This window comes from Streptosporangium minutum, from assembly GCF_002149035.1.
In the GTDB taxonomy this organism is placed as follows: domain Bacteria; phylum Actinomycetota; class Actinomycetes; order Streptosporangiales; family Streptosporangiaceae; genus Streptosporangium; species Streptosporangium minutum.
Genome location: NZ_NGFP01000011.1, coordinates 1 through 25,919, shown reverse-complemented (window position 1 = coordinate 25,919; position 25,919 = coordinate 1). Strand labels below are relative to the sequence as shown.

General features: G+C 70.6%; 24 protein-coding genes. 10 read left to right on the top strand and 14 right to left on the bottom strand.

Features of this window, described 5'->3' with window-relative positions; all coding sequences use genetic code 11:
- Nucleotides 1-3: 3 nt before the first annotated feature.
- Nucleotides 4-396: a hypothetical protein gene (locus CA984_RS04270; protein WP_133061549.1), complete on the bottom strand. Its 393-nt coding sequence runs from the start codon at nt 394-396 to the stop codon at nt 4-6.
- Nucleotides 397-628: 232 nt separating this feature from the next.
- Here CA984_RS04270 and CA984_RS04265 point away from each other — a divergent pair, with 232 nt between their 5' ends.
- On the top strand, nt 629-2,011 hold the full coding sequence (locus CA984_RS04265; RefSeq protein ID WP_086568437.1) for an NsdA family TPR-like regulatory protein: 1,383 nt from the start codon (nt 629-631) through the stop codon (nt 2,009-2,011).
- A gap of 39 nt (nt 2,012-2,050) precedes the next feature.
- The gene (locus CA984_RS04260; RefSeq protein WP_086568346.1) at nt 2,051-2,527 is read left to right on the top strand and encodes an SAM-dependent methyltransferase; all 477 of its coding nucleotides are present in this window, start codon (nt 2,051-2,053) and stop codon (nt 2,525-2,527) included.
- Nucleotides 2,528-2,634: 107 nt separating this feature from the next.
- On the opposite strand, the gene CA984_RS04255 is transcribed toward CA984_RS04260, so the two are convergent.
- A complete protein-coding gene (locus CA984_RS04255) occupies nt 2,635-3,312 on the bottom strand; it encodes a winged helix-turn-helix transcriptional regulator (protein ID WP_086568344.1) in 678 nt (225 codons plus the stop codon).
- Nucleotides 3,313-3,419: 107 nt separating this feature from the next.
- Here CA984_RS04255 and CA984_RS04250 point away from each other — a divergent pair, with 107 nt between their 5' ends.
- Nucleotides 3,420-4,328 carry an alpha/beta fold hydrolase gene (locus tag CA984_RS04250; RefSeq protein WP_086568342.1) on the top strand — a complete coding sequence of 303 codons (909 nt, stop codon included), beginning with the start codon at nt 3,420-3,422 and terminating at the stop codon, nt 4,326-4,328.
- A gap of 127 nt (nt 4,329-4,455) precedes the next feature.
- On the opposite strand, the gene CA984_RS04245 is transcribed toward CA984_RS04250, so the two are convergent.
- The 3 genes from CA984_RS04245 to CA984_RS04235 all read right to left on the bottom strand — a co-directional run bounded on the left by CA984_RS04245 (nt 4,456) and on the right by CA984_RS04235 (nt 7,183).
- The gene (locus tag CA984_RS04245) at nt 4,456-4,965 is read right to left on the bottom strand and encodes a hypothetical protein (RefSeq protein ID WP_133061548.1); all 510 of its coding nucleotides are present in this window, start codon (nt 4,963-4,965) and stop codon (nt 4,456-4,458) included.
- A 107-nt stretch (nt 4,966-5,072) separates the two neighbouring features.
- Nucleotides 5,073-5,723, bottom strand: coding sequence for a class I SAM-dependent methyltransferase (locus tag CA984_RS04240; protein WP_086568337.1), 651 nt, complete (start codon nt 5,721-5,723; stop codon nt 5,073-5,075).
- A 125-nt stretch (nt 5,724-5,848) separates the two neighbouring features.
- Entirely contained in the window at nt 5,849-7,183 is a 1,335-nt protein-coding gene (locus CA984_RS04235) for a lysine N(6)-hydroxylase/L-ornithine N(5)-oxygenase family protein (RefSeq protein ID WP_086568334.1), read from the bottom strand.
- Nucleotides 7,184-7,268: 85 nt separating this feature from the next.
- On the opposite strand from CA984_RS04235, the gene CA984_RS04230 reads away from it, so the two are divergent.
- Nucleotides 7,269-8,216 (top strand): methionyl-tRNA formyltransferase, encoded by a 948-nt coding sequence (locus tag CA984_RS04230; RefSeq protein ID WP_086568332.1) that lies wholly within the window; start codon nt 7,269-7,271, stop codon nt 8,214-8,216.
- Nucleotides 8,217-8,411: 195 nt separating this feature from the next.
- The gene (locus tag CA984_RS04225; RefSeq protein WP_086568330.1) at nt 8,412-8,612 is read left to right on the top strand and encodes an MbtH family protein; all 201 of its coding nucleotides are present in this window, start codon (nt 8,412-8,414) and stop codon (nt 8,610-8,612) included.
- 122 nt (nt 8,613-8,734) lie between these two features.
- Here CA984_RS04225 and CA984_RS04220 read toward each other — a convergent pair whose 3' ends face one another.
- The 7 genes from CA984_RS04220 to CA984_RS04190 all read right to left on the bottom strand — a co-directional run bounded on the left by CA984_RS04220 (nt 8,735) and on the right by CA984_RS04190 (nt 14,579).
- Nucleotides 8,735-9,553, bottom strand: coding sequence for a ZIP family metal transporter (locus CA984_RS04220; RefSeq protein ID WP_133061547.1), 819 nt, complete (start codon nt 9,551-9,553; stop codon nt 8,735-8,737).
- Between the two features lie 70 nt (nt 9,554-9,623).
- A complete protein-coding gene (locus CA984_RS04215; protein ID WP_086568325.1) occupies nt 9,624-10,232 on the bottom strand; it encodes a DivIVA domain-containing protein in 609 nt (202 codons plus the stop codon).
- 348 nt (nt 10,233-10,580) lie between these two features.
- Nucleotides 10,581-11,381, bottom strand: coding sequence for an amino acid ABC transporter ATP-binding protein (locus CA984_RS04210; protein WP_086568323.1), 801 nt, complete (start codon nt 11,379-11,381; stop codon nt 10,581-10,583).
- Nucleotides 11,378-12,025 (bottom strand): amino acid ABC transporter permease, encoded by a 648-nt coding sequence (locus CA984_RS04205; protein WP_086568321.1) that lies wholly within the window; start codon nt 12,023-12,025, stop codon nt 11,378-11,380. The genes CA984_RS04210 and CA984_RS04205 overlap by 4 nt, the downstream gene beginning before the upstream one ends.
- 31 nt (nt 12,026-12,056) lie before the next feature.
- Nucleotides 12,057-12,899 carry a transporter substrate-binding domain-containing protein gene (locus CA984_RS04200; protein ID WP_086568318.1) on the bottom strand — a complete coding sequence of 281 codons (843 nt, stop codon included), beginning with the start codon at nt 12,897-12,899 and terminating at the stop codon, nt 12,057-12,059.
- A 184-nt stretch (nt 12,900-13,083) separates the two neighbouring features.
- Nucleotides 13,084-14,145: a cation diffusion facilitator family transporter gene (locus CA984_RS04195; RefSeq protein WP_086568315.1), complete on the bottom strand. Its 1,062-nt coding sequence runs from the start codon at nt 14,143-14,145 to the stop codon at nt 13,084-13,086.
- Nucleotides 14,146-14,168: 23 nt separating this feature from the next.
- On the bottom strand, nt 14,169-14,579 hold the full coding sequence (locus CA984_RS04190) for an ArsR/SmtB family transcription factor (protein ID WP_242675722.1): 411 nt from the start codon (nt 14,577-14,579) through the stop codon (nt 14,169-14,171).
- A gap of 673 nt (nt 14,580-15,252) precedes the next feature.
- On the opposite strand from CA984_RS04190, the gene CA984_RS04185 reads away from it, so the two are divergent.
- Nucleotides 15,253-16,119: a glycerophosphodiester phosphodiesterase gene (locus CA984_RS04185; RefSeq protein ID WP_165781095.1), complete on the top strand. Its 867-nt coding sequence runs from the start codon at nt 15,253-15,255 to the stop codon at nt 16,117-16,119.
- Between the two features lie 136 nt (nt 16,120-16,255).
- Nucleotides 16,256-17,524, top strand: a complete 1,269-nt coding sequence (locus CA984_RS04180; protein WP_242675721.1) for an aminotransferase class V-fold PLP-dependent enzyme — start codon at nt 16,256-16,258, stop codon at nt 17,522-17,524.
- A 72-nt stretch (nt 17,525-17,596) separates the two neighbouring features.
- On the opposite strand, the gene CA984_RS04175 is transcribed toward CA984_RS04180, so the two are convergent.
- Nucleotides 17,597-18,253, bottom strand: a complete 657-nt coding sequence (locus CA984_RS04175; RefSeq protein ID WP_086568304.1) for a hypothetical protein — start codon at nt 18,251-18,253, stop codon at nt 17,597-17,599.
- A 76-nt stretch (nt 18,254-18,329) separates the two neighbouring features.
- Between CA984_RS04175 and CA984_RS04170 the strand changes: the two genes are divergently transcribed.
- The 3 genes from CA984_RS04170 (at nt 18,330) to CA984_RS04160 (ending at nt 24,381) form a co-directional block, all read left to right on the top strand.
- Nucleotides 18,330-19,484 carry a methyltransferase gene (locus CA984_RS04170; protein ID WP_086568300.1) on the top strand — a complete coding sequence of 385 codons (1,155 nt, stop codon included), beginning with the start codon at nt 18,330-18,332 and terminating at the stop codon, nt 19,482-19,484.
- A gap of 539 nt (nt 19,485-20,023) precedes the next feature.
- A complete protein-coding gene (locus tag CA984_RS04165; RefSeq protein WP_086568298.1) occupies nt 20,024-23,533 on the top strand; it encodes a S8 family serine peptidase in 3,510 nt (1,169 codons plus the stop codon).
- A gap of 368 nt (nt 23,534-23,901) precedes the next feature.
- Nucleotides 23,902-24,381, top strand: coding sequence for a hypothetical protein (locus CA984_RS04160; RefSeq protein ID WP_086568296.1), 480 nt, complete (start codon nt 23,902-23,904; stop codon nt 24,379-24,381).
- 220 nt (nt 24,382-24,601) lie between these two features.
- Here CA984_RS04160 and CA984_RS04155 read toward each other — a convergent pair whose 3' ends face one another.
- Nucleotides 24,602-25,603, bottom strand: a complete 1,002-nt coding sequence (locus CA984_RS04155) for a proline racemase family protein (protein ID WP_086568434.1) — start codon at nt 25,601-25,603, stop codon at nt 24,602-24,604.
- Nucleotides 25,604-25,919 lie beyond the last annotated feature (316 nt).

The following is a 25,919-nucleotide window of genomic DNA, read 5'->3' as shown; positions in this document are numbered from 1 at the left end:
AGTTCAGATGGGGCAGACATGATGAGCCAGGAGCACATCAGCGAGCAGCGGCAGACGGCTGCCCAGCAGCTCATCAGCAGGGAAGTCACGCAGCATCGCGTAGTGCTGAGCGACCCGCCCGGCGGCGCTGGTCGGCTGCGATGCGTAGGTGAGTAGCGGTCCGCCGCGCTGGCTGCTGTCCGGGCTGGTCCATCTGTAGTTCTCGTCGTCTACGTAGACGAGTAGCCCGCGGCGCACCGACACCAGCGCACGGCCAGAGGTGAGCTGGTGAACGTCAGCGACGATGTCGTGTTGGCGTGCGAGTACGAGTGCCATTTCCTCGGCACGACATACGGTGGGTGGCCGCATCTCGGCCGGTGTCTGTGGCCGCTCGAGGGCGGCGCGCTCGTCATCCACGCTGCTCAAATTACGGAGACCAGGGCAGGTTAAGGATGGGGTCAAGGGCCGCAGGGTGGTCAAAGTGGTCAAAGATTGTTTGTTGAGTTCGGGCTAAGGGACTTCTGGTCATTCGTCTTAAGAGCGCCGATGCCGGCGACTATGGTGATCAGCACAACGCGGGAGCTGGATTTACCGCAGACGCAGGTCGATCAAAGTGGTCAAAGATCCGTTTGACATGCGGAGGCGCATTATGGCGCGCGAACGAAATGAGCGACTTGCCATCCTTATCCAGGAGGCGGGCTGGTCACGGGCCCAAGCAGCGAGCGCGTTCAACCGTGTCGCCCAGGAGAGCAACCTGCTCGATTACGCGTGCATCGGCCGTTCCCACATCAGCATGTGGGTCGCAGGGACAAAGGCGTCAGGCGCGGCACCCATAATCTTGTGTCAGGCGCTGTCCCGTCGTCTGAAGCGTGTCGTCACACCAGATGAGCTCGGGTTCGCAGTTCCCAATGCGCCGGTGCAGGAAGCGCTGGAGTGGCGCGTCGATCCGTTGATCGCGCTGACCGACCTGGGGAGAACGGACGTGGACTCAGACCGCAGAAGCCTTCTGAGCGGTGCGGTGTACTCCGTGGCCGCCCTCGCCCTGCCAGGCCAGGGGTGGTGGGAGAAGATGGCGGGGCAGCCGCCCGCGCCGACGAAACGCCAGCGTGTCGGGTGCGGTGATGTGGCGACCGTTCAGGAGCTCACCGCGGCCTTCTCCCGGATCGATCAGCGACGCGGCGGCGGTCACGGCAGGAAGGCCCTGGTGCAGTACCTACAGTCGGACGTCGCTGCTTTCCTGCACGGGACGTTTCCCGATGAACAGGTACGGCGTGACATGTTCTCCGCCGCCGCGGAGCTGGCCTACCTTTCAGGTTGGATGGGGTTTGACAACGGCGAACACGCTCTGGCACAGCGATACTTCATCTTGGGCGTGAAGCTGGCCGCTCGTGCTGACAATGCGCCGTTGACTGGTCACATCCTGCGCGCCATGGCGCATCAAGCCATCGACCTCGGGTTCTTCGCGCAGGGCCTCGATCTGTCAACGGCCTCCGTGCAGGGCCGGCGCTATGCCATGGCCACGCCCCGAGAGCGGGCGCTGCTCAGCGTCGTTCACGCCCGCGCTCTGGCCGCGAGCGGCAGCAAACAGGCAGCGGCCAAGGCCCTGCTGAGGGCTGAGGACGATCTCGCCTCAGCCGGCGTGGACATCGAAGAACCGCAGCGCACGTTCTTCTTCGGGGAAGCATCGCTGGCGCACGAGACCGCATGTACCTTGCGGGACTGCGGTGACCGCCAGGGCGCTATCCGCCAGTTTCGACGCAGTGTCCGGACCCGAGGGGACGCCTTCCGCCGCACGCACGTAGTGACGCTCGGATACCTGGGAGCGACGCAGGTCGCCACCGGTGGCGTGGAAGAGGCGTGTGCCACTTGGAGCACCGCTCTGGACGCAATGGAGGAGGGCATCTACTCAGGGCGGGCACGGCAAGCGGTCGTTGACATGCGCAACCTTCTCTCCCCATACCGGCGCCGCGGGATATCGGCGGTCGCTGAGCTGGACGCGCGAGCCGCCGCGTATCTGACCCACGTAGATTGATCCCGTCACGAGTCACGGCGAAGGAATGAGGGCGCGCGCATGGCACAGTCGCTGGAGATCAAGCCCATCGGCATCGTTGTCGGCGGACGCACTGAGCCGACCGACGATCGCTGGGGTGAAACGGCGATTATCCGTCTGAACCCTGACTTCCCCGTCGAGGTTGTCCAGGGACTTGAGGAGTTTTCCCACCTGCTGGTCGTCTGGCACTTCCACCAGGCTTCGCCTGATGATGTCGCTCTGCACGCTCGGAGCCCGCGAAATGACCCTAAATGGCCAGCTACAGGAACATTTGTCCACCGCAACCACCGCCGACCGAATCAGCTCGCACAGTCCTTCCCGAGGCTTTTGAAGGTTGATGGTCTGGATATTCATGTGACCGACCTAGACGCGATCGACGGCAGCCCCGTCTTCGACCTGGCGCCGTACTTCAAGGAGATGGGGCCGCGCGGTGAAGTGTATGAGCCCAGTTGGCCGGGCGAGATGCTCAAGGATTACTGGGATGGTGCACTGAGCTGAACGTGGGCGGCGTCTTCTCCCGCGTAGAGGCCACGCGGTCCGCATGACGTGGCAGCGGGCGACGCCACCGGAGGTCTTTCCCGTAGCCCTCGTCGTCGGCCGCCGGATCAGCGGGGCGGCACCGCGCCGACCAGCCGCCGGACCGCGTCCACGTCCCCGGTCACGGTGAGCGTGCCGTCCTCGATCGCCGACTCCAGCGGGCGTTCGTGGCTCAGGACGGACTGGAGCGTGCGGTAGTCGCTCGCGACGTGCACGTCCGCGGGGTCCGGGGTCTCGCCGCGTGCGACCGCCGTCAGTTCGCCCTCGGCGACCTCGACCCGGTAGACGTCCCGCTCCAGTCGGATCAGGTAGGTCGCCGACCACGGATCGTCCGGCCGCGGGACGAAGAACGCCCGCAGCCCCAGGAACACGGTGTCGGCGCTGATGTCGCCCTCCAGCGGCACGACGGGTGAGCGCATGCCCCACGTCCGCAGTGCCGCGAAGACCGGCTCCAGCTCGGTGCCCCACTCGGTCAGTTCGTACAGCCTGGTGGCCGCGGGCGGCTGCGCGCGGCGGCGCAGCACGCCGACCGCCTCCAGGTCGCGCAGCCGCTGCGCGAGCACGCTGGGGCCGAGGCTGGGCAGGGCGGCCTGCAGATCGGCGTAGCGGCGCGGGCCGAGGCGCAGTTCGCGTACGACCAGCAGCGCCCAGCGCTCGCCGATCATGTCGAGGGCATGGGCGATGGGGCACGCCTGGCCGTACGTCCGCCTCCCGGCCCTGCCGGGGGAGTTCTTCTCGGATCCCATCGCCACCTCGCTTGCCGTCGTACCGCTACTTCGAAAATCGTAGCAAGAACTTCGAATTTCGAAGTATAGTCGGCGCGGGCCAAGTCACCTCAGCCAGGAGGCATCTCGTGAGCACCGTCCCGCCGGCGTCGAGCCCGTTCCGGGCCGTCCCCGAGAAGATCGTCCGCGCCAACGGCGTCGACCTGGCCACACAGGCCTTCGGCGACCCGGCCGCACCCCCGATCCTGCTCGTATCCGGGGCGGAAGCCTCCATGGACTGGTGGGACGACGACTTCGCCGCCCGGCTGGCCGCAGCCGGCCGGCACGTCATCCGTTACGACACCCGCGACACCGGCCGCTCCACCACGTTCCCGGTCGGCGCACCCACGTATACGCAGGACGACCTGCTCGCCGACGCGCTCGGCGTGCTCGACGGGTACGGCCTCGCCTCGGCACACATCGTCGGCGTCTCCATGGGCGGCGGGCTCGCGCAGCGCCTCGCCGTACGGCATCCCGGGCGGGTGCTGACGCTGACCCTGATCTCCACCAGCCCCGGTGGCCCCGGCGGCCCGGAGAACCCCGATCTTCCCCCGATGAGCGAGGAGTTGGCGAAGACGTTCGCCGAGCCCGCGCCCGGCCCGGACTGGGCGGACCGCGACGCGGTGATCGGCTACTTCCTCGCCGCCGAACGCGTCTTCGCCGGCACGATCCCCGTCGACGAGGAGCGGGTCCGCCGCACCGCGGGCCGCGCCTTCGACCGCAGTCCGGTCCCGGCCGCCGCGTCCAACCACTGGATGATCGAGGGGGGCGAGCCGGTCCGGCCCCGTCTCGGCGAGATCACCGCGCCGACCCTGGTGCTGCACGGCACGGCCGACCCGCTCTTCCCGTACGGCCATGCCGAGGCACTGGCCCGCGAGATCCCCGGCGCCACGCTGATCCCGTTGCCCGGGATGGGCCACCAGATGCCGCCGTACGAGGTCTGGGACACCGTCATCCCCGCGATCGGCGCGCACACCGGGCGGGGCCCGCGCGGGTGAGGGGTGGAGATGAGGCGGGCGAGGGCGGCGCCCTCGCCCGCGCGACGTCGGCCGCCGGCGGCGTCCGGTCCGCGCAGTGCTCCTTGACGCCTGTCCCGCCCGCCCCCGAGAAGTGGTCGGCGGACGGTCACGGCCAGGGGTTCGTGCCGACGCCGTAGGCGAAGCGGTACTCGAAGTCGCCGGACTTGGCCCAGGTCGCCTCCCAGCTCCTGCCCGCGACGGCGGTGATGCGGACCGAGCCCAGCTTGTCGTCGCCGATCAGGTCCTCCTCCTTCAGCTCCAGGGTGAGCTGCTCGTTCGGGGCGGCCGTGAGGGTGGCCCAGTTGATGTTGTGGTCTCCCGCCAGCCGCTCGTTGCTGCCGGGCGGGCAGGCGGCCCTGGTGGAGTCGAAGACGATGCAGTCGTTCTGCGCGACGCTGATCCCCGGATACTGGCTGGGCCAGACCAGGCCGTTGCCGCTGCGGAGCATGTAGAGCTCGTCGTGGCCGGACTCGGAGATGTCGGCGGCATACAGGCTGGCGAGGCGGACGATCAGTTCGCCGGAGCCGCGGTGGGCGTCGGCGGGTGCCGCCTGCGTCAGCGGCAGCACCAGAAGGAGTCCTGTGACGGCGGCGGTTCGGCGCCATGAGTTTGTCATGCCCTCAGCCTGATCTGGTCCGCTTGGAAACCGATTGGATCGCAGTTGTGACGCCCCACCGCCCATGCCGCGAGAGACGGCCCGCCACGCCGGCGCGTCCGGGCCGGTCAGGCCGTACGGCGGGCGAGGAGGTGGGCCTGCGGGAAGCCCCGCTGGGGGTCCTCGTCCGGAGCGATGACCAGCCGGGCCACCTCGGCGAGCCCGGCTGCGAGCAGCAGTTCGGCCACGCGGCCGGGAGAGTACCGGTAGGCGAGGGACACCTTGTGGTCGAACGCCTCCGCCAGCTCGGTGGGGTCGTCGTATCCCTGGAAGGCGAGGAGCAGGTGGCCGCCGGGCACGAGCACGCGGTGGAACTCGGCGAGCATTCCGGGCAGCCGCTCGGGCGGGGTGTGGATGATCGAGTAGTTGGCGAGGACCCCGGCCAGGGAGGCGTCCTCCACCTCGAGTGCGTCCATCAGCCCCACCTCGAAGCGGAGCCCCGGATGGGCGCCGCGGGCGAGCGCGACCATCTCCGGCGACAGGTCGACGCCGAAGGCGGTCACTCCGAGGGAGCGCAGATGCGCGGTGACGTGGCCGGGGCCGCACCCCACGTCCGCCACCGGGCCGTCACCGGCGGCCCGGACCAGCTCGGCGAAGACGGAGATCATCGCCTGGTTGAGCGGGTCGGCGTGGAAACGCTCGGGGATGGTCTCGGCGTAGAGGGCGGCGGAGGTGTCGTAGGCGGCGCGGGTGGCGGTGAGGAAGTCCGGCTCGGTCATGAGCGACCATGCTAGGAGATCACCGGAGGGGCCGGGGCCTCGTCCCGGACTCACCGCGGGCGCCGCCCCGAGCCGCCCTGCTCCGCGGGCCGGGACGGTGACGCCGTCCCGGCCCGCGGAGCCGTTCAGGCGAGGGCGGTCGCGGCGGGCGCGCGGTGGGAGAGGAGGGAGTCGCGGATCTCGCCGGCACGGACCGCGGTGGTGGACAGCAGGGTGGAGGAGATGCCGTGGGTGTGTTCGGTGCCGCCCTGGAGGTAGATGCCGGCGGTGACCTGAGGGGCGGTCTCGACGCGGTGGTCGCGGCCGACGCGGACGGCGTCCTCGTCGTCACGCAGGCAGAGCTTGGCCGTCTCGCCCAGAAGGGCGCCGATGTCCTGGGAGCGGTAGCCGGTGGCGTGAACGAGGACGTCGGCGGTGAGGACCGTCCGCTCGCCGGTGGGCAGGAACTCCACGGTGACGTCCAGGCGGTCGTCCAGGGCGCGTACTTCCCGGATGCGGGAGACGTTGAGGATGTGCAGGCGCTCCCGGTCCTGGACCTTCTCGCGGTAGGCGGTCGCGTAGAGGGACTGGATGAGATCCGTGTCGACCACCGAGTAGTTGGTGCTGCGGTGGTAGTCGAAGAGCGACTGCTTCACCCCGGGCGGGGCGTTGAAGTAGACGTCGACCGCTTCGGGATCGAAGATCCGGTTGGCGAAGGGGCTGTCGTCGGCCGGGGTGTAGCCGTATTTGGCGAAGACCGCGTAGACCTCCGCCCCGGTGAAGGAGCGGTGCAGGTAGTCGACGGCCTCGGCGGCGCTCTGCCCGGCGCCGAGCACCAGGGCGCGCCGGACCGGGGCGCCGGTGCCGGCCAGCTCGGCGACGCGCGGGATCAGCTCGCTGTTGTGCCAGATCCGGTCGGAGAGGACGGTGTCCGGCGGCAGGTGGGGTTCCAGGCCGGTGGCCACGCAGACGTTGCGGGCCCGGCGCACCACGGTGCGGCCCGGATCGTCGGGGTGACGGCTGATCACGTCGAGCCAGCGGATCTCCCCGTCCTCCGTCACCACCGGTTCGACGGCCAGGACCTCGGCGGAATAGTCGACCAGGTGGTTCACCCGGGCGGCGGCCCACTCGAAATAGTCGTGGAACTCGATACGCAGCGGAAACAGGGTTTTCTGGTTGAGGAAGTCCGCCAGCCTGCCCCGCTCTTTCAGGTAGCACAGGAAACTGAACTCACTTGTTGGATTACGCATTGTGACGAGGTCCTTCAGAAAGGAGACCTGCATCGTCGCGTCGTCGATGAGCATCCCCCGATGCCAGCCGAAGTGCGGCTGTCTCTCCAGGAACCCGGCGTGTAACCGCTCTCCGGCGGGAACCGTCGCATTGTGTTCCTCAACGGCTATGGCCAGCGCCAGATTCGACGGTCCGAAACCGACCCCCAGGATGTCGTAGATGCTGTCCGGCCCACTACGCAGTGTGTTCACCGCGGCATCGCCTCCCTCTGCGCGTCATATTTTAAATAAGGTTAGCCTTGCCTTGCAATGATGTGTTTCGAGGAGAGGATCCACCATGCGGGTCGTCATGTTCGGCTACCAGACGTGGGGCCACCGCACGCTGCGGGCTCTGCTGGACTCCGACCACGAGGTGGTCCTCGTCGTTACCCATCCCAGGAGCGACCACGCCTACGAGAAGATCTGGGACGACTCGGTCGCCGAACTCGCCGAGAAGAACGGCGTCCCGGTGCTGCTGCGCCACCGTCCCGACGACGAGGAGCTGCTCGCCGCCCTCCGCGACGCGGCGCCGGACATCATCGTCGCCAACAACTGGCGGACCTGGCTGCCGTCGGAGATCTTCGACCTGCCGCCGCACGGAACACTCAACGTCCACGACTCGCTGCTCCCCGCCTACGCGGGCTTCTCCCCGCTGATCTGGGCCCTGATCAACGGGGAGAAGGAGGTCGGCGTCACCGCGCACCGCATGAACGCCGAGCTGGACGCGGGCGACATCGTGCTGCAGCGGGCCGTGCCGGTGGGGCCGGGCGACACCGCGACCGACCTGTTCCACCGGACGGTCGACCTGATCGAGCCGATCGTGCGCGAGGCGCTCGACCTCATCGCGTCGGGCAGGGCGCGGTGGATCGCGCAGGACCGCAGCAAGGCCAGCTTCTTCCACAAGCGGTCCGTCGAGGACGGCCGGATCGACTGGAACTGGCCGGCGGAGGATCTGGAACGGCTGGTGCGCGCCCAGTCGGACCCGTATCCCAGCGCGTTCACCTACCACCGCGGGGAGCGGATCCGCATCGTGTCGGCGGCGGTGTCGCAGGCCCGCTACGGAGGCACCCCCGGGCGCATCTTCATCCGCGAGGGGGACGGGGTGGTCATCGTCGCCGGCGCGGACGCGCGGAGCGGGCAGCGGCCCGGACTGGTCCTCAGGCGGCTGCGCACCGAGGACGGCACGGAGCACGCGGCCGCCGACTACTTCCGGACCATGGGCGGCTATCTCACCTCGCAGCCGTGAACGCGGCGCTCAGCCCGCCGGAGAGCGCCCGCCGCCGGGCCTGAACCCGTCGCCTCCCGGTCCTTCGCCCCGGGCCGCTGACCGAGAAAGCGGTCCGGGACCTCGGCGAGACCCGGTTCCGGGTGGTGGAAGCCCTGGTGGTCCGCGTCCGGGCGACGGCCGCCACCCCCTACGCACAGCAGAGGAGAATCCGGCATGAGCAACCCGTTCGACGACCCCGAGGGCGTCTACACCGTCCTGGTCAACGATGAGGGACAGCACAGTCTGTGGCCCGACTTCGCCGAGGTCCCGGGGGGCTGGACCGTCGCCCACGGCCCGGGCACCCGCCAGGAGTGCCTGGAGCACATCGAGGCCAACTGGACCGACATGCGCCCGAAGAGCCTCATCGAGCCGTAGCCGCGTGCGAAGGGGCCGGGCCGGCACTCCGTGGCCCGGTCCCTTCGCGCGGTGTGCCCGGTCAGGGCTCCGGCTGCCCCGTCTCCGCGGCGGCGTCGCCGGTGAATTCCAGGCGCACGGCATCAGTGGGCCATCGCGAGGAGCACCCCCACCGCGATCGCGACGGTGGCGGCGACCGCCAGTTGCCCCCTCGTCAGCCGGCCGTTCTCCTGTCTGCCCGCGGCGAGTTTCAGCCCGACTATCGCGGTGCGCAGCAGCACGCCGGTCACCATCCCCAGCAGCACGGGGACCACCTGGCCCGGCAGGGGGCTGACGGTGGCGACGAGGACGCCGGCCGCCGGGCTCACGCACGCGACGACCAGCCACGGAGCCAGGCGCTGGCCGGCCATGTCCAGCAGCGCGGCGAGCGCCAGCCCCTCGCTGGCGGAGTGCACCATCAGAGCGACGATGACGACGGCGGAAGCGGTAAGCGCCAGGGTCGCCCCCTCGATGGCCCGATGAGTGGTCAGCGCGGCGGCGGTCCCCATCCCGCCGAACAGCGCCGCGCTGACCGCCTCCTTCAGCCGGCGGTGGCGGCCGGGAGCGTGCAGCCCGGCGGGCCGCCCGCCGGAGTCCGACGGGCACGCGCACCCTTTGCGGGTGAAGTAGGTGATGACCAGGAAGCCGAACGCCGCCGCCATCCCGATCACCCACAGCGGGACCCCGGTCTCGACCGCGTCCTGCCACGCGTCGGGGAGCATGTCGGTAAGGGCGATGATCATCATCACCGCGGACGCGACCGCCAGCCAGACGGCCAGGCGCTTGGATTCGCGCCGGGCGAGCCACGCGCCCGCGAGGGTCGACGCCGAGACCAGTATCACCGCGATCCACGCTCCGCCGCCGGGAGGCTCTCCCCTCTCCAGCACCGGTCCGACGGCCTGTGTCCAACATGTCGGCAGCATTTCAACACCCCTTGGCAAGCTGGCAGCGGAAGGATGGGGGAGGGCGCCCGGGGACGCCCTCCTGACAGGGTCAGCGGTCGTCGGCCAGAGGGCCGTCCGGGGTCTCCTTCACCCGGCCGCCGTGATGGTGGAGCAGGTCCTGCAGGTCGTCGATCATGCGCTGCTGCGCCGCGTAGGCGCTGTCGAGGGCCTCCGTGGCCTGGCGGTGCTTCTCCCGCGCGTCGTGCTCCAGAGCCGCGGCCCTGTCGAGAGCTTCGCGCTCGATGGTCTCCGCGAGGGCGCGGGCCTCCGTCACGATCACCCCGGCCTCCTGCTCGGCCCGGCTGATCGCCTCGTCGGCGGACCGCTGGGCGCGCGTGACGATCCGCGCCGCGCTGTCACCCGCCGACGGCGGGATCTGCAGAGGAGCACGGCCGGCGTTCAGCTGGGCGTTCAGCCGCTCGTTCTCCCACAGGACCCTGATCAAAGTGGATTCGACCTCGCCGAGGAAGGTGTCCACCTCGGCGAGGTCGTAGCCCTCGCGGAGGCGGACGGTGGGGAACACCTTGTTGCGCACGTCGTGCGGGGTCAGCAGCCTGTCCCCGCCGCCGGCGGAGCCGAGACGCATCACGGGCACGCCCTCGGCCGTGGGCACGAGAGCGTGCCCGTGTTCTCCGGATCCCCTGCATCCTTCGCTCATGAATTGCCTCACCGGACCTTTCGAGATGCCTTCAGGGGTGAACGGGTATGGCGGACGGGCGGTAGGGGAAATGCCGGCGCGGCCCGAATGAGAATGGGGGAGAGGGAAATGGCGTCGGGGAACTGCTCCACGGGAGACCTCCGATTTCTTCTCCGAAGACCGGGAAAATCTGCACTTTCACATCTTCTGGAAGGTTTGTGGAAACGCGTTGCCGCCTGAAACGCGCCGCGGGACGGGGACGCGTCCGCCTGGTCGTTCCGGGTGGTTCCGGCGGGACAGTCGCGATCGGCTGAACGCGGTACGGCGCCGGCGGTTCCGGAGGGGCGGCCTTCCGGGCCTTCCGGCCGGTCAGCCCGTCTTCTCCAGTCCCGGTGGGGGGCCGTCCGTGTCGGCCATGAGGCGGAGGAACGCTCTGGCGCGAGGGGTGGCCGGATTGTTGAAGAAGACGTTCGGTCGCTGTTCTTCGAGGATGTAGCCGGCGTCCATGAACGCCACCCGGTCGGCGACCTCCCGGGCGAAGGCGATCTCGTGGGTGATGATCACCATGGTCATGCCGTAGGCGGCCAGGTCCTTCATGGTCTGGAGCACCTCCGCGCCCAGTTCGGGGTCGAGCGCCGAGGTCGGTTCGTCGAAGAGGATCACCTCCGGTTCCATGGCGAGTGCCCGGGCGATGGCGACCCGCTGCTTCTGGCCGCCGGACAGCCGGGCGGGATACTCGTCGCGCTTGTCGGCCAGGCCGACGTGGGCCAGCAGGCGCTCGCCCGCTTCGACCGCGTAGGAGCGTGGCAGGCGCCGGACGGAGATCGGCCCCTCGATGACGTTCTCCAGGGCGGTCATGTGCGGGAACAGGTTGAGATGCTGGAACACCATCGCCGTGCGGGTGCGGATGTCACGGATCAACCGGTTGCGGGCGCGACCGTGGCGCGCGGAGGAGCAGTCCACGGTCCGGCCGTGGACGGTGACGCTGCCGGCGTCGGGTTCCTCCAGGAGGTTCAGGCAGCGCAGGAGGGTGGTCTTGCCGGAGCCGGACGGGCCCATGATCACTACGACCTCGCCGCTGTGCACGGTCAGGTCCACGCTTCTGAGCACTTCCAGCTCACCGAAGCGCTTGTGCAGGCCCCGCGCGTCGATGGCGACGGTCCTGGTCATGTGTACGCCCTCCCCATCCGCCGTTCCAGCACTTCCTGCCCGACGGACAGGGTGGTGTTGACCAACCAGTAGACGATGCCCGCCATCACGAAGGCCTCGACGTATCGGAAGGAGGAACTGCCGGCGCTCTCGGCCACCCGGGTCAGTTCCACGACCGTGATCACCGAGGCGAGGGAGGTGTCCTTCATCAGGGAGACGAAGCGGCCGCCGATGGCCGGGGTGGCGACCCGGACGGCCTGGGGGAGGACGACCCGGCGCAGCGCCCGGCCGTATGTCATGCCCATCGAACCGGCGGCCTCCCACTGGCCCCTGTCGACGGAGAGGATGCCGCCGCGGAGGTTCTCGCTGAGGTAGGCGCCGGCGTAGAGGGTGAGAGTGAGGATGGCCGACGGGATGGGCGGGAGCTGGATTCCGAGCTGGGGGAGCCCGAAGTACACGAGCATGATCTGGATGAGGAGAGGGGTGCCGCGGAACACCGAGACGTAGGCGGCCGCGGCCACTCTGAGCGCGCGATGCCGGGAGATCCTGGCCAGGGTGACGAGGCCGCCCAGCACGGAGCCGAGCGCGAACGACACCACTCCGAGCAGGACCGTGACGGCCAGGCCTCCGAGCAGGCTGGGCAACGACAGGGTGAGCAGGTCCATCAATCGCACTCCCTTCCGATCGTTCGGGGTCTCAGCCGGCCTGGTCCGCCGGCAGTCCGCGCAGCTCGGCCGCCATGTCGACGCCGCCGAGCCATCGGCGGGAGATGGCCGACAGCGTGCCGTCGCCGATCATGTCGCCGACGGCGCCGTCGACGGCCCGTTTGAAGGCGGGCGATCCTTTGCGGAAGGACATGGCGAGGACGTAGCGCCGCAGGACCGGGCCCACGGGCGTGACGGTGAGGCCGTTCCTGGCGGCCAGGTAGACCCCCTGGAACCGGGAGACCAGCGCGGCGTCGGCACGTCCGCGCGACAGGTCCGTCAGGCCGAGGGTGGCGTTCCGGTAGGTCCTGACGTCCGCGCCCGGGATCCGGGTGCGCGCGAAGTCGGCCTGCACGGTGCCCTCGGACACTGCGATCCTCTTGCCGGCCAGGTCGGCGAGGCCGCCGATGGCGGTCTCGCCGGTACGGACGAAGACGGCGACGGGGTTGACGCCGTAGGGCCGGGAGAAGTCGACCTGCTCGCTGCGCGCCGCCGTGACCGTCTGGCCGGAGATGACGATGTCGAACCGGTCGGCCCGGATGCCTCCGACGAAGCTCGCGAAGTCGGACCCGATGAACTCCACCCGGCCGATGTCCGTCCGCCTGGCCACCTCACGGGCGATGTCCACGTCGTAGCCCATCGGGCGGTTGCCGCTGTCGAGGAAGTTCCACGGCGGGTTGGCCTGGGTGAGAGCCACCCGCAGGGATCCCGCGGCGCGCACCCGCTCCAGCGTGTCCTCGCTCCGCGCGCCGGAACACGCGGTGGACGTCAGGCACGCCAGGACCACTGAGGTGAGGACGCCGGCGACCGGCCGGCGGAGGATGCCCCCGGTCATCGTGCGGTGACCTCCACGGCCGCCGGGACACGACCTCCGGGGTGCGGGGGCGGCACTCCGTGCGCCGCGATGCCGTCTCTCTCGCGTTCTGTCATCGAATGACTTCTCTCGGTGGTCATCGTTCTCCGGTGTTCTCCTCGGCGGGTGAGCGTGTTCGGATCGGACTGCTGAGGGGGCGGGTGGCTCAGCCGCGCGGCGACCGGTAATGCGGGCCGTGCGGATCGGCGCAGTGGCCGGCGTCGACGCACCCGCCCTCGCCGGCTCCGCCGTCCGGGGCGGGATCGACCTGGAGGGTGGTGTGCGTGATCTCGTAGGAGCGGGCGAGCAGGCTCTGAAGGCGGCGCCGTACGGCGGCGCAGTCGCCCTCGGGGCGGACGAACACGTGTGCCGACAGTGAGGAGTAGCCGGAGGTGAGCTCCCAGATGTGCAGGTCGTGGACCTCGGCGACGTCGGGCTGGCCGGCGAGCCGTGCGCCGATCTCCGCCGGGATCAGGCCGGACGGCGCGGCCTGGAGGAATATCCGCCCGGTGTCGCGGATGAGGCCGTACCCCGCCTTGAGCATGAGCGCCGCCACGATGAGCGTGGCGATGGCGTCCGCCCGGGCGAAGCCGGTCAGCAGCACCACCAGCCCGGACAGGGCGGTGGCGATGAAGGCGTAGAGGTCGTTGACGATGTGCTGGAAGGCGCCTTCGACATTGAGGCTTGACCTGTCGGCCCTGCTGAGCAGCCAGGTCGCCGCGAGGTTGACGGCGATGCCGGCCAGCGCGGTGGCCAGCACCAGACCGCCCTCGACCTCGGGCGGCGCGATGAGGCGCCGGATCGCCTCGTAGAGGAAGAACCCGGCGAGCAGCAGGAGAGTCGCGCCGTTGAGCTGCGCCGACAGGATCTCGGCGCGCTTGAGCCCGTAGGTGAAGCCGCCGCGTGGCGGGCGGGTCGCCAGCCGCATCGCCACCAGGGCGAACACGATCGAAGCGGAGTCGGTGAGCATGTGCCCGGCGTCGGAGATCAGCGCCAGGGACCGCGCGAGGAACCCGACGACGACCTCGCCCGCCATGAAGACGACCAGCAGGACGAGGGCGGCGGTCAGATACCGGCGGTCCGCGTCGGCCGCGACGGCGTGCCCATGCCCGTGCCCGTGCCCGTGACGCGGTGCGGGTGCCTGGTGCTGCGCCTCCGCGGGGGTGGGCACGTCTCCGTGCCCGTCATGGTGGTCGTGCCGGTCGTCTCCGGGATGCGGTAGGACCATGGAACCTCCTCCGGCGGCCGGCATCAGCGGGTCTCACCGGCGGAGCCCGCGGCCGGGACGTGGTGGACGTGGGACAGGCCGAGGTCCAGCAGCATCCGGATGTGGGAGTCGTCCAGCCGGTGGTAGGCCATCCGCCCGGACCTGCGCACCCGTACGACATGGTGGGCGCGGAGCAGGCGCAGCGCGTGCGAGACGGCCGACTCGCTGTGCCCGCACGCCGCGGCGATGTCGCACACGCACATCTCACCGCCTTCCAGCAGCGCGATGATCACGCGCAGGCGCCCCGGGTCGGACAGCAGGCCGAACACCCGGGCCAGCTCTTCGATCACCTCGGTCTTCGGCATGGTCCCGGCCACCGCGATGACCCGGTCGGGATCCACCATGCGCACCGCGCAGGCCTCGGGATCGGCGACAACGTATGAAGCTCTGCTCATATGACGGAGCGTAGAGAGTGCGATTACCCATTGCCATATCCCGCTACAGAAGAATTCCCTTACGGCTCTGTTCTGTGGGGATTTCATATAACGCTTGATCCGTGGTGATGGCATTCTGTCCCGTTTGCTCCAAGTGGATATTCCTTGCTTTTGTTGGCCATGAACGCTGAAATCATCCCCTGGATATTCTGTCGCCTTTCTTGTGAAAGAAGGGGGTTGGTGCGATGGTCGCCGCGCGACGACGCCGGTCCGGGGACGCCGAGCCGGCGTACGGCCCGCTCCGGACGCCGCGGCGCCGAACGCCTGAACAGTCATTCAGGTGTTTGCACGTGGAGTAATCGGTTATCTACTCTGCGTATGCATTGCGGGCCGGGTGCCGGGACTTGACCGTCCGGCGGCCTCAGGCCCGGCCGACAGGGTGCGGACCGTGGGGAGAGATCATGATCCGGAAGCGAATCGCGGTCCCGCTGATCGGCGGGCGTCCCGCCGGGGCGTGCCGGTCCACCAGAGGCCGGCTGGCGGTCACCTGCTTCCGTGGCGGACCCGGCAGGGCCTCCGTCACGTGCTCGCGGGAAGCGGCCGGGAAGTAGCCGTGAGGCGGCCCGCCCCCGGCCCCGGGCCGATTCCGCCGGCCGGGGGCGGGCAACCCCGGGGAGGCGGCGCGCGGAGTCCGGTGCCCGGCCGTCCCGGCCGGGCACCGGTGCGCCGGTCCGGAAGGGCCGGGGGAGAGCTGTCCCGATGGGCGCGGATCGGGCGGGGAACGGCGCGGGTCTCGCTGCTGTCGGCCCTGGTCGTGAGCGGGGTCGGGCAGGCCCCCGGTCTCGCCCGGACGGCTCCGCCGACATGCTGGACACCCGGTGTGGTGTCCCATCGGGGCTACTGGGCCGGGGGCACGGAGAACACCGCCCGGGCGTTCGAGCAGGCGCTCGCGGCGGGCTCCGGGCGGGTCGAGCTCGACGTGCGTTTCACCGAAGATCACCAGCCGGTGCTGATGCACGACGCCACGGTCGACCGGACCACTTCGGGCACGGGCCGGGTCTCCGGCATGACGCTGGCGCGGTTCCGCGAGCTGCGCACCGCGGACGGCCAGCGCCCGCCGACTCTGGCCGAAGTCCTGGAGCTCCTCCGGGGCGGGGCGGAGGAGGTGCTGGTCGAGCTCAAGGAGGTCCCGGACGCCGAGGACCTGCGCTCCCTGGAGGACGACTACGACCGGTCCGGCGCCCACCGGTGGGCGAGCCTGATGTCGTTCTCCCCCTCGGCCCTGGAGGCGGTCAGGTCCATCCCCGCCCGCAAGGGCCTGCTGTCCACGACCGCACCGCCGCTCTCGCTCGCCGGGAAGTTCTCCTTCGTCGGCGTCAGGTACGACAACCTGAGCGGGGCGCTGACCCGCGAATACCGTGACCACGGCATGGCCGTCTACGCCTGGACGCCCGACGACGAGAGCGCGTGGCGGCGCTTGGCCGGCTACGGGGTGGACCGCGTCATCACGAATGAGACGTCCGCCTATCTGGCATGGGCTCGGGAGGCGTGCCAGCCGTGAGGGCGCGGAGGGCGTCGCGGCACCGGTGGCCGGGCCTCCGCCGGCCCGGCGGAGGCGGGCACGCCGGCCCTGGCGGACAAGGCGGCCGTCCACCGTGGGTGCGCTCGCTCCTGCGGGAACTGGCATGATCGACGGCATGAAGTCGCCGGCGTCGCCCCTCGCGGAACCGGACGGTCCGGCGCGTTCCGGCGGCATCCCCCGTCCGGACCCGCTGCTCACGCCGTCCGGCGAGCCCGCACTCTCCGACTGGTCGCTCGACCCGGCGGTCCGGCACCTCAATCACGGATCGTTCGGGGCCGTCCCGCTCGCCGCTCAGCGCGCGCAACGCGAGTACCAGACGATCATGGACGCGAACCCCTGCGCATGGTTCACGGACCTGGTGGGCCGCGTCGGCGCCGCGCGCGCGGAGATCGCCGCCTACCTCGGCGCGAGCCCCGACGCGACGGCCCTCGTCCCCAACGCCAGCGGCGGTGTGAGCGTGGTGTACGACAGCGTGCCGGCGTGGCGGGGGATGCGGATCGTGACGACCGACCACGGCTATGGCGCGGTCCTGATGGGGGCCGGACGGCTTGCTCGCCGGTGGGACGGCTCCGTGACCACCGTGCACATCCCCCTCGACGCCACCGACGACGAGGCGTTCGCGGCGGTCGCCGCCGAGATGACGGACGACGTCGCCCTCGTCGTCATCGACGACGTCACATCCGCGACCGCCCGCCGGTTGCCGGCCGGACGCGTCGCCGCCCACGGCCGCCGTCTCGGCATCCCCGTGCTCGTCGACGCCGCGCACGCGCCCGGTCTCGTCGTGAACCCGCTGGCCGGCATCGACGCCGATTTCTGGGTCGGCAACCTGCACAAGTTCGCGTGCGCGCCGCGTGGGACGGCGGCCCTCGTCGCCTCGGGGCCGCATGCGCAGTCCCTGCACCCGCTCGTCGACTCATGGGCCGCTCCGGAACCGTTCCCCGCGCGCTTCGACCAGCAGGGGACCATCGACGTGACCCCGTATCTGGCCGCGCCGGTCGCGTTCGCCACCGTCGAGGAGCACTACGGCTGGGACGCGGCACGGCGCTACATCGCAGAGCTCGGGGACTACGCGCAGGCCATCGTCACCGAGGCGCTGTCCGAGCTGACCGGAACGGACGCGTCGGCGCCGGTCGGCGCGCCCGTCGGCGGCCTGCGGCTCGTCCGCCTGCCGCGCGGCGTGGCGGCGGATCAGGAGGCCGCCCACGGACTGCGGCACGACATCGCCGTGCGGCTCGGCATCGAGACCGCCATCACCTCGTGGAGAGGCCACGGGTTCCTGCGGCTCTCCACGCATGTGTACAACACGGCGGAGGACTTCGAGGACTTCGTCGAGCGGGGCGTCCCGTTCATCGTGGAACGGAGCCGTGCGGCGCGCACGGGGTAGCGCCGCGGGGTCCCGTCCGGCGCGGCCTGACCACGGAACCGGCGGGGTCTCCCGGCCGCGGCGCCGGGAGATCTACGACCGGGGCGCGCCGTACCAGCGCCATGTGGTGAGACGCGGGTGCCCGGCGAGCTCGGCGCGTCCGGTGGCCCACAACAGGGTGGTCCAGGGGTCGGTGGTCGTCGGGGCGTCCGGGAACAGCCGGGTGAGCACCCGCGAGCACAGATCGGCGGGCGGGGCCCAGTCGAGCCCGAGCCCTCCGGCCAGATCGTGGGTGTGCACCAGGGTCTCGACCACCCCCATCGCGGCGAAGCCCTCCGGGTCCGACGCCCCGAAGACATGGTGAGCGCGGACCCGCGACGGCGTCGTGCGCACCATGGCCACCAGCAGCGCGCCGCTCGCCTCCAGCACCTGCAACAGCCCGGCCGGCCCCGCCGCGCGGTCCGCGTGGACGGCGTTCCGGGGGCCTCCGGGCCTCCGGCTCTCCCACACGAAGGGCACCTCGCGGTCCAGGGGCGGTGTCCTGAGGCCCAGCTGGGCGGCATACGCGAAGAGGTCGTCGCTGAGGTGCTCGACGGTCTCCCAGCAGCCCCACTCCAGCGAGCCGGCCTTTTCGTCCCAGGCCTCCGGGGGCGCCTCCCGGAGGATGCCGACGGCGAGCCGGACGGCCCGGTCGAGGTCGTCGGCGGTCACGGGGGAGGCGGACGGTCCGGCTTCGGTCGATCGGGGCACGAGGGAACCGTATCGCGGACGGCGGCATCACGGCGTTCTCCGTGGTGACGGGGGATTCGGCTAGCCTGAGGGCACGATGAACCGTTTGACGACGTCAAGGGGTGAGTTCGACCTCACCCGCTTCCCCGATGATCCCCGTGACATGCTCCGCGCCTGGGACGCCTCCGACGAATACCTGCTGCGGCACCTGGACGGAATCGACGATGAGCCGACGGACCTGTCGGGCACCGTGGTCGTGGTGGGCGACCGGTGGGGTGCCCTGGTCACCGCGCTGGCCGGTCACCGCCCCACGCAGATCACCGACTCCTTCCTCACCCAGGAGGCGACCCGGGGCAACCTGAAGCGCAACGGGGTCGACGCGGACATGGTGCGACTGCTGTCGACCAGGGACACGCCACCGGACCGGATCGACGTGCTGTTGATCCGGGTGCCCAAGAGCCTCGCGCTCCTGGAGGATCAGCTGCACCGGCTCGCGCCCCACGTCCACGCGGGCACCGTCGTCGTCGGCACGGGGATGGTCACCGAGATCCACACCTCGACCCTGAAGCTGTTCGAGCGGATCCTCGGGCCGACCCGGACGTCGCTGGCGGCCAGGAAGGCGCGGCTCATCTTCTGCTCACCGGCCCCTCAGGCCGTCCGGGACGCCGGCCCGTGGCCGCGGAGCTACGCACTGCCCACCGGCATCGGAGCGGCCTCGGGCCTGACCGTCACCAACCACGCGGGCATCTTCTGCGCCGAACGCCTCGACATCGGCACCCGCTTCCTCCTGCGGAACCTCCCCAGCCGCCGGGGCCCCGAGCGCGTCGTGGACCTGGGCTGCGGCAACGGGGTGGTCGGAGTGGCCGCGGCGCTGGCCAACCCCGGAGCCGAGGTGATGTTCATCGACGAGTCCTACCAGGCGGTGGCCTCGGCGGAGGCCACGTTCCGGGCGAACATCGGCGCGGACACCAGGGCGCGGTTCGTGGTGGGTGACGGCCTGTCGGGTGTGCCGGCCGGGACGGTGGACCTGGTGCTGAACAACCCGCCGTTCCACACCCACCAGGCGACGACCGACGCGACGGCCTGGCGCATGTTCACCGGGGCGCGCGCCGCGCTGCGCCGTGGCGGCGAACTGTGGGTGATCGGCAACCGGCACCTCGGCTACCACGTGAAGCTGCGCCGGATCTTCGGTAACTGCGAGGTCGTCACGAGCGACCCGAAGTTCGTCATCCTGCGGGCCGTCAAAAGCTGATCGCCCCGCTCCCGTCCGGGCGCGGCCCAGGCGCCCTGACCGTCGGCACCGGTGTCCGCGGTCAGCGCGCCCGGCGTGTGCCGCAGAGCGTCCGGTCGATCGAGGCCGCTCTCCAGACACCTGGGGCGTCCGCGCGACGATTGAGTGAAACTCCCGACATTCGGGGCGTCCGCGTAACGTTTATGGGAATCTCTGGACTTTCACGACGTCAGTGTGACAATTGCGAAAAACTGTGGAAATTCGGGGCGTTCGCGTGACGATCGCGGGAGCTCGTGGGGCGCGGAACACGCGTGTGAGCGTACGGCGCACATCGTCGACCGGGCGGTTTTCCCTGGTCCGAGGCGCCGTCATGGCTGATCGAGCACCCGGCCGGGCTGCGGCCTCCGCCGGTGATCTCGGGTACATCGTATTTTAACCATCCAAAAGCTTGAAAAATCGACAAGATCGATTCACGATTCTCCACGTGGGATGTAAAGATCATGTGCATCCCACGTCGCTTTCCCCGGCGGGACACTCCCGCCCGGCGTGAAGGAGATCGTGTGTCCCATACCCCCCGGCACTGGCGAGCGGTCCTGATCGGGTCCGTCGCCGCCCTCGCGCTCATGCTCCCCCAGAGCGTGGCCCAGGCCGCGCCCGACCCCGAGAAGATCCACAAGACTGTCCAGGCGGAGCTGGCCGCGGACGACAAGGCCACCTTCTGGGTGCGCCTGAAGAGCGACGCCGACCTCAGCGCGGCCCGCAGCGCGAAGACCAAGACCGAGAAGGCCAGGCAGGTCTTCCGGGCCAAGACCGAGGTCGCCACGTCATCGCAGGCGGGCCTGCGCAAACTCCTCACCGCCGAGCACGCCGACTTCACGCCGTTCTGGATCGCCAACGCCGTCCAGGTGACCGGCGACGCCAAGCTGGCCGAGGAGATCGCGAAGCTGCCGGAGGTGGAGCGGATCGAGCCCGGCCGCGTCACCAAGCTGCCCGAGCCGCTGCCGGGCAAGGAGACGGCGAAGGTCGACGCGGTCGAGTGGAACATCGACCGCGTCAACGCCCCGAGGGTCTGGAGCGAGCTCGGCACCCGCGGTGAGGGCGTCGTCGTGGCCAACATCGACTCCGGCGTCCAGTTCGACCACCCGGCGCTGGCCGCGCAGTATCGCGGCAAGAAGGCCGACGGCAGCGTCGAGCACGACTACAACTGGTTCGACCCGGCGGGTGTGTGCCCGAGCGCCGCGCCGTGCGACAACAACGACCACGGCACCCATACGATGGGCACCATGGTGGGTGGCGAGGGCGCCAACACCATCGGCGTCGCCCCCGGCGCCAAGTGGATCGCGGCGAAGGGCTGCGAGACCAACAGCTGCTCCGACGCCTCGCTGCTCGCCGCCGGGCAGTGGGTGCTCGCGCCCACCGACCTGAACGGCGACAACCCGCGCCCCGACCTGGCGCCGGACATCGTCAACAACTCCTGGGGCGGCGCCGGCTTCGACGCCTGGTACAAGGAGATCGTCGAGGCGTGGGTGGCGGCGGGCATCTTCCCGGCCTTCTCCAACGGCAACGTCACCGGCGCGGGCTGCAACTCCAGCGGCTCGCCCGGCCAGTACGGCTCCAGCTACAGCGCCGGCGCCTTCGACGTCAACAACGCCATCGCGAGCTTCTCCACCCGCGGTTCCGGTGAGAACGGCGAGATCAAGCCCAACCTCGCGGCGCCCGGCGTCAACGTGCGCTCGTCGGTGCCCGGCGGTTACGACTCCTTCTCCGGCACGTCGATGGCCAGCCCGCACGTGGCGGCCACCGTGGCGCTCATGTGGTCCGCCTCGCCGGCCCTGCAGGGCGACATCGCCGCCACGCGGGAGCTGCTCGATCGGACCGCGGTCGACGTCGACGACACCCGCTGCGGCGGCACCGCCGCCGACAACAACGTCTGGGGCGAAGGCAAGCTCGACACGTTCGCCGCGGTCCAGGCCGCCCCGGTCGGGGCGCTCGGCGCGCTGCAGGGCACCGTCACCTCCGGCGGCACGCCGGTGGCCGCGGCGACCCTCACCGTCACCGGTCCGCTGAGCCGTACGGTCACCACCGGGCAGGACGGGACGTACGCGCTGCCGCGCCTGCTGGCGGGCGACTACCAGATCACCGTCAAGAAGTTCGGCTACGAGGACGCGACGGCGACCGTCACCGTCGTGGCCGACCAGAGCGTCACCAAGGACGTGCCGCTGACGCAGCGGCCCGCGGGCACGGTGTCGGGGACGGTCACCGCCGCGGGCGCGCCCGAGGCGGGCGCCACGGTGGCCGCGGTGGGCACGCCGGTCAGCGCGGTCACCGACGCCGCCGGACGGTACCGGCTCACGCTGCCGAACGGCGGCCACGAGCTGAGGATCACCCCGGTCTCCCGGTGCGCGGGCGCTCTCACCGTGCCGATCACGGTGAACGGCGACCTGACCAAGGACGTCGACCTGCCGCGCCGGGCCGACTCCTTCGGCTACACCTGCGCCGCCGCCGCCGAGGCGTACGTCGCGGGCACCGACAAGCACTCGCTCACCGGCGACGACGCGGCCCAGCCGGTCACGCTGCCGTTCACCTTCCCGTTCTACGGGAGCGGCTACACCAGCGGCTGGATCAGCAGCAACGGCTTCCTGAACTTCGCCGCCAGCAGCACCACGGCCGGCAACAGCGCCCTGCCCTCCGCCGCCGCGCCCAACGCGGCGATCTATCCCTACTGGGACGACCTGGTGCTGGACGACCAGTCAGGGGTCTACACCGCCACCATCGGAACCGCGCCCAAGCGCACCTTCGTCATCGAATGGCGCAACGCCCGGTTCTACTCCGACGCCGCCCCGCGAATCTCCTTCTCGACGCTGCTCGGCGAGGACGGTTCGATCGGATTCCGCTACCGCGGCATCACCAGCGAACGCGCCTCCGGGACCAGCGCCACGGTGGGCGTCGAGAGCCCGGGCGGCACAGACGCGCTGCAGTACTCCCACAACAGCGCCGCGCTCGCCGACGGCCAGAGCCTGACCTTCGCCGCGAGCCGGCACGGGCTGCTGACCGGCACCGTCACCGACGCCAACGACGGCAAGCCGCTGGCGGGCGCGACGGTCAAGGTGGGTGACGTGGCGACCTTCACCACCGGGGAGAGCGGCACGTTCCTCGGGCAGGTTCTGGTGGGCGACTACCAGGTCGAGGTCTCCAAGGACAACTACGGGACCTTCACCCAGGAGGTCACCGTCACCGCCGGGACCCTGACCCGGGTCGACACCGCTCTGGCCACCGGCCGGGTGACGGCCTCGGCCGGTGAGCTGACCCTGGTGATGCCGGCCGAGTCCACCAGGACCGGCACCGTCGATCTGGCCAACCTGGGAGGCGCCACGACCTACACCGTCGTGACCGATCCCGCCCAGGGCTGGCTGAGCGTGACGCCCGCCGCGGGCGAGCTCGGCTCGGGCAAGTCGGTGACGTTGAAGGTCACCGCCTCCAGCGCGGGCGTCCAGCCGGGCGCCGTCCGCACCGGCAAGCTGCTGGTGCGCTCGGCGAGCGGCCGCAACCCGCAGATCGAGATCACCGTGACGGTCGTGGTGCCCAGGCACCAGGTCGCCGTCGACGCGGGCGGCACCAAGGACGTCGTCGACGCCGTCGGCGACCGCTGGACCGCCGACCGCAAGTACAGCGCGGGCGGCCACGGCTACGTGGGCAGCAACAAGACGAGCACGACCAGCAAGACGATCAAGGGCACCACCGAGCAGGCGCTGTTCAGGAGTGCTCGGGAGTCGATGCTGGAGTACCGGTTCGACCAGGTGCCCAACGGCACCTACACCGTCGAGCTGGGCTTCGCCGACACCCGGGACACACGTGCGGGCAAGCGCGTCTTCGACGTCCTCGTCGAGGGCCAGCTCGCGATCCCCGCGCTGGACCTGGCTCTGGAGACCGGCACCTACACCGCCGTCAACCGGCAGTACACGGTGAAGGTCACCGACGGCCAGCTCAACGTGCGCTTCGCCGAGCGGGTCGGCAATCCCATGGTCAACGCCATCCGCATCTCCGAGCGTCCCGACAAGGCCACTCCGTAGCGGCCCGAACCGCCGCTCCGTAGCGCTCCAAAGCGCCGCTCCGTAGCGCTCCGGAGCGGTCCGGACCACCGCCGGCCCGTCCCGCCTCCGTGGCGTGGCGGGCCGGCGCTTTTCGGGGGCGGGCCGCCGGCGCGGGTGGCGTGATCCGGCCCGCCGTGGCGCGCCGGCGGCCGGGCGGGCGCGGAAACACCGCTCCCGCCCGGCGTTTCATTGCACGGCGCCGCAGGATTGCAGCGTTCCACGGCAGTCTGAGCAATTTCCCTGCAATTCACCCAGAGATCGTTGGAGTGCAATGTGACATGTGAAATCTTATAAATCACGGGCGCCCGGCAATGGGGCCGGGCACCCGATCCCAACGGAGGAACTCGATGAACCAGATCGTCAACCGTGGTCTCGCGCTCCTGATGGCCGGGGCCGCCATCGCGGGCGGGCTCGCCATGAGCGCTCCCGCCTCGGCCGCGACTCTCACGACGACGACCACCTGCAGCACCGGCGGCCCGATCCAGGGTCTGAACGTCAAGGCGTGTGTGGACGTCACCGGCAGCGAGGTGCGGGTCTACGGGATCGTCGGCGCCCTCGGCATCTCCGAGCCCCCGGTCAACCCCCGCAACGTCGGCGCGGAGGTCTCCGGCACGATCGTCGGCGGCGCCCTGCTCGGCTCGGGGAGCCGGGCACTGAGCATCTGGAACAACTCCTTCACCGTCGAGGGCGTCACCACGACCGTGGCCTCCGGGACCACGGTCCGCGCCAAAGTAGTGATCACCCCCGGCCCCGCGGGCCCCGGCGGCGGCGGCACGCCCCTGCCCGGCCCGAACTCCGTCTCCGTCGACGTGCCGGTCGTCTACTGATCCGGACCGGGACGGCTGAATGAGCGGGGGCGTGCGACCGAGGTTGCGCGCGGTCACGGTCGCGCGCCCCCGCGCTCACCCGGCCACGGACGGCAGGTGACCGTCACCGGACGCCGGACAGCCGGGAGAGAAGATCGGCCAGGCGTTTCCTGTCGGTCTTGCCGTTCGGGTTCAGCGGGAGGTCGCGCAGGTTCACGAACGCGGATTCCCGGTGGTGCGGCTACAGCGTGAATCCGGCGGGGAAGGGGTCGTCGGGCGACAGGAAGTACTGGGCCGTGCCGGTGATCCAGGCCCGTCCGGTGACCGTCGGGACGACCGCCGGCCGACCGGCCACCGTCGCCGGCTCGACCAGCCGCCCGGTGAAGGTCGAGCCGATGAAGGACTCGTTGAGGAAGTCCGCGCCGATCTCCAGCTCGCCGCGCGCGTGCAGCTGGGCCATGCGGGCGCTGGTCCCCGTGCCGCAGGGGGAGCGGTCGAACCAGCCGGGGTAGATCGCCATGGCGTGCCGCGAATGCCGCGCGTCCGAGCCCGGAGCGGTGAAGTAGACGTGCCCGACGCCGCGGATCCGGGGGTCTTCGGGGTGTACGGGCTCGTCGGCGGTGTTGATCGCGTCCATCGTCGCCAGGCCGGCCGCCACGATCTCGTTCTTGGCCTTGCGGTCGAACGGCAGCCCGTAGTCGTCGAGGTCGACGATGGCGTAGAAGTTGCCGCCGTAGGCCAGGTCGTAGCGGACGCTCCCGAATCCCGGCACCTCGGCCACCGCGTCGAGCCGGTCGCTGTAGGCCGGGACGTTGCGCAGGGTCACCCCTCTGGCCACCCCGTCCTCGACCGCGACGTCCACGACCACCAGCCCGGCGGGGGTGTCCAGGCGCACCGTCGTGACGGGCTCGGAGACCGGCACCATCCCCGTCTCCACCAGCACGGTCGAGACGCCGATCGTGCCGTGCCCGCACATGGGCAGGTAGCCGGACACCTCGATGAACAGCACCCCCCAGTCCGCGTCGGGGCGGGTCGGCGGCTGCAGGATCGCACCGCTCATCGAGGCGTGCCCGCGCGGCTCGTACATCAGCAGGGTGCGCAGGTGGTCGAGATGCTCCCGGAAATGCACGCGGCGCTCGGCCATGGTGGCCCCCGGGATGACCCCGACGCCACCGGTGATCACGCGGGTCGGCATGCCCTCGGTGTGGGAGTCGACCGCGTGGAAGATCCGCTTGGTGCGCATCATCCCTCCAATGTCTTCATCGTCTGAACACAGATATATGTGGCACTTTTGCGGGAAACAGCTGGCCTTTACGTCAAGAATCGACGGCCTGCCCCGCCCTTTCCGCGTGCTGTTCGGTGGCACCGTGGTCAAAGGTGTGACGCCGTCGGTCGGGGCGCCGCGAGCAGGGGCCCGCGAGCAGAGGGCCGTCAGCCGGGGAAGTGGCAGGCCACCTTCCTCTCCCCGGGGCCGTGGATCTCCAGCGGCGGGGCCTCGGTCCGGCAGACGTCCCGGGCCAGGGCGCAGCGGGGGTGGAAGGAGCAGCCCGGGGGAGGGG

Excerpts from the sequence above, each read along its gene's own strand:
- CA984_RS04265 (WP_086568437.1), top strand. The coding sequence starts at position 629 with ATGGCGCGCGAACGAAATGAGCGACTTGCCATCCTTATCCAGGAGGCG.
- CA984_RS04260 (WP_086568346.1), top strand. The coding sequence starts at position 2,051 with ATGGCACAGTCGCTGGAGATCAAGCCCATCGGCATCGTTGTCGGCGGA.
- CA984_RS04255 (WP_086568344.1), bottom strand. The coding sequence starts at position 3,312 with ATGGGATCCGAGAAGAACTCCCCCGGCAGGGCCGGGAGGCGGACGTAC.
- CA984_RS04245 (WP_133061548.1), bottom strand. The coding sequence starts at position 4,965 with ATGACAAACTCATGGCGCCGAACCGCCGCCGTCACAGGACTCCTTCTG.
- CA984_RS04240 (WP_086568337.1), bottom strand. The coding sequence starts at position 5,723 with ATGACCGAGCCGGACTTCCTCACCGCCACCCGCGCCGCCTACGACACC.
- CA984_RS04230 (WP_086568332.1), top strand. The coding sequence starts at position 7,269 with ATGCGGGTCGTCATGTTCGGCTACCAGACGTGGGGCCACCGCACGCTG.
- CA984_RS04225 (WP_086568330.1), top strand. The coding sequence starts at position 8,412 with ATGAGCAACCCGTTCGACGACCCCGAGGGCGTCTACACCGTCCTGGTC.
- CA984_RS04220 (WP_133061547.1), bottom strand. The coding sequence starts at position 9,553 with ATGCTGCCGACATGTTGGACACAGGCCGTCGGACCGGTGCTGGAGAGG.
- CA984_RS04215 (WP_086568325.1), bottom strand. The coding sequence starts at position 10,232 with ATGAGCGAAGGATGCAGGGGATCCGGAGAACACGGGCACGCTCTCGTG.
- CA984_RS04210 (WP_086568323.1), bottom strand. The coding sequence starts at position 11,381 with ATGACCAGGACCGTCGCCATCGACGCGCGGGGCCTGCACAAGCGCTTC.
- CA984_RS04205 (WP_086568321.1), bottom strand. The coding sequence starts at position 12,025 with ATGGACCTGCTCACCCTGTCGTTGCCCAGCCTGCTCGGAGGCCTGGCC.
- CA984_RS04200 (WP_086568318.1), bottom strand. The coding sequence starts at position 12,899 with ATGACCGGGGGCATCCTCCGCCGGCCGGTCGCCGGCGTCCTCACCTCA.
- CA984_RS04195 (WP_086568315.1), bottom strand. The coding sequence starts at position 14,145 with ATGGTCCTACCGCATCCCGGAGACGACCGGCACGACCACCATGACGGG.
- CA984_RS04190 (WP_242675722.1), bottom strand. The coding sequence starts at position 14,579 with ATGAGCAGAGCTTCATACGTTGTCGCCGATCCCGAGGCCTGCGCGGTG.
- CA984_RS04180 (WP_242675721.1), top strand. The coding sequence starts at position 16,256 with ATGAAGTCGCCGGCGTCGCCCCTCGCGGAACCGGACGGTCCGGCGCGT.
- CA984_RS04170 (WP_086568300.1), top strand. The coding sequence starts at position 18,330 with ATGAACCGTTTGACGACGTCAAGGGGTGAGTTCGACCTCACCCGCTTC.
- CA984_RS04160 (WP_086568296.1), top strand. The coding sequence starts at position 23,902 with ATGAACCAGATCGTCAACCGTGGTCTCGCGCTCCTGATGGCCGGGGCC.
- CA984_RS04155 (WP_086568434.1), bottom strand. The coding sequence starts at position 25,603 with ATGCGCACCAAGCGGATCTTCCACGCGGTCGACTCCCACACCGAGGGC.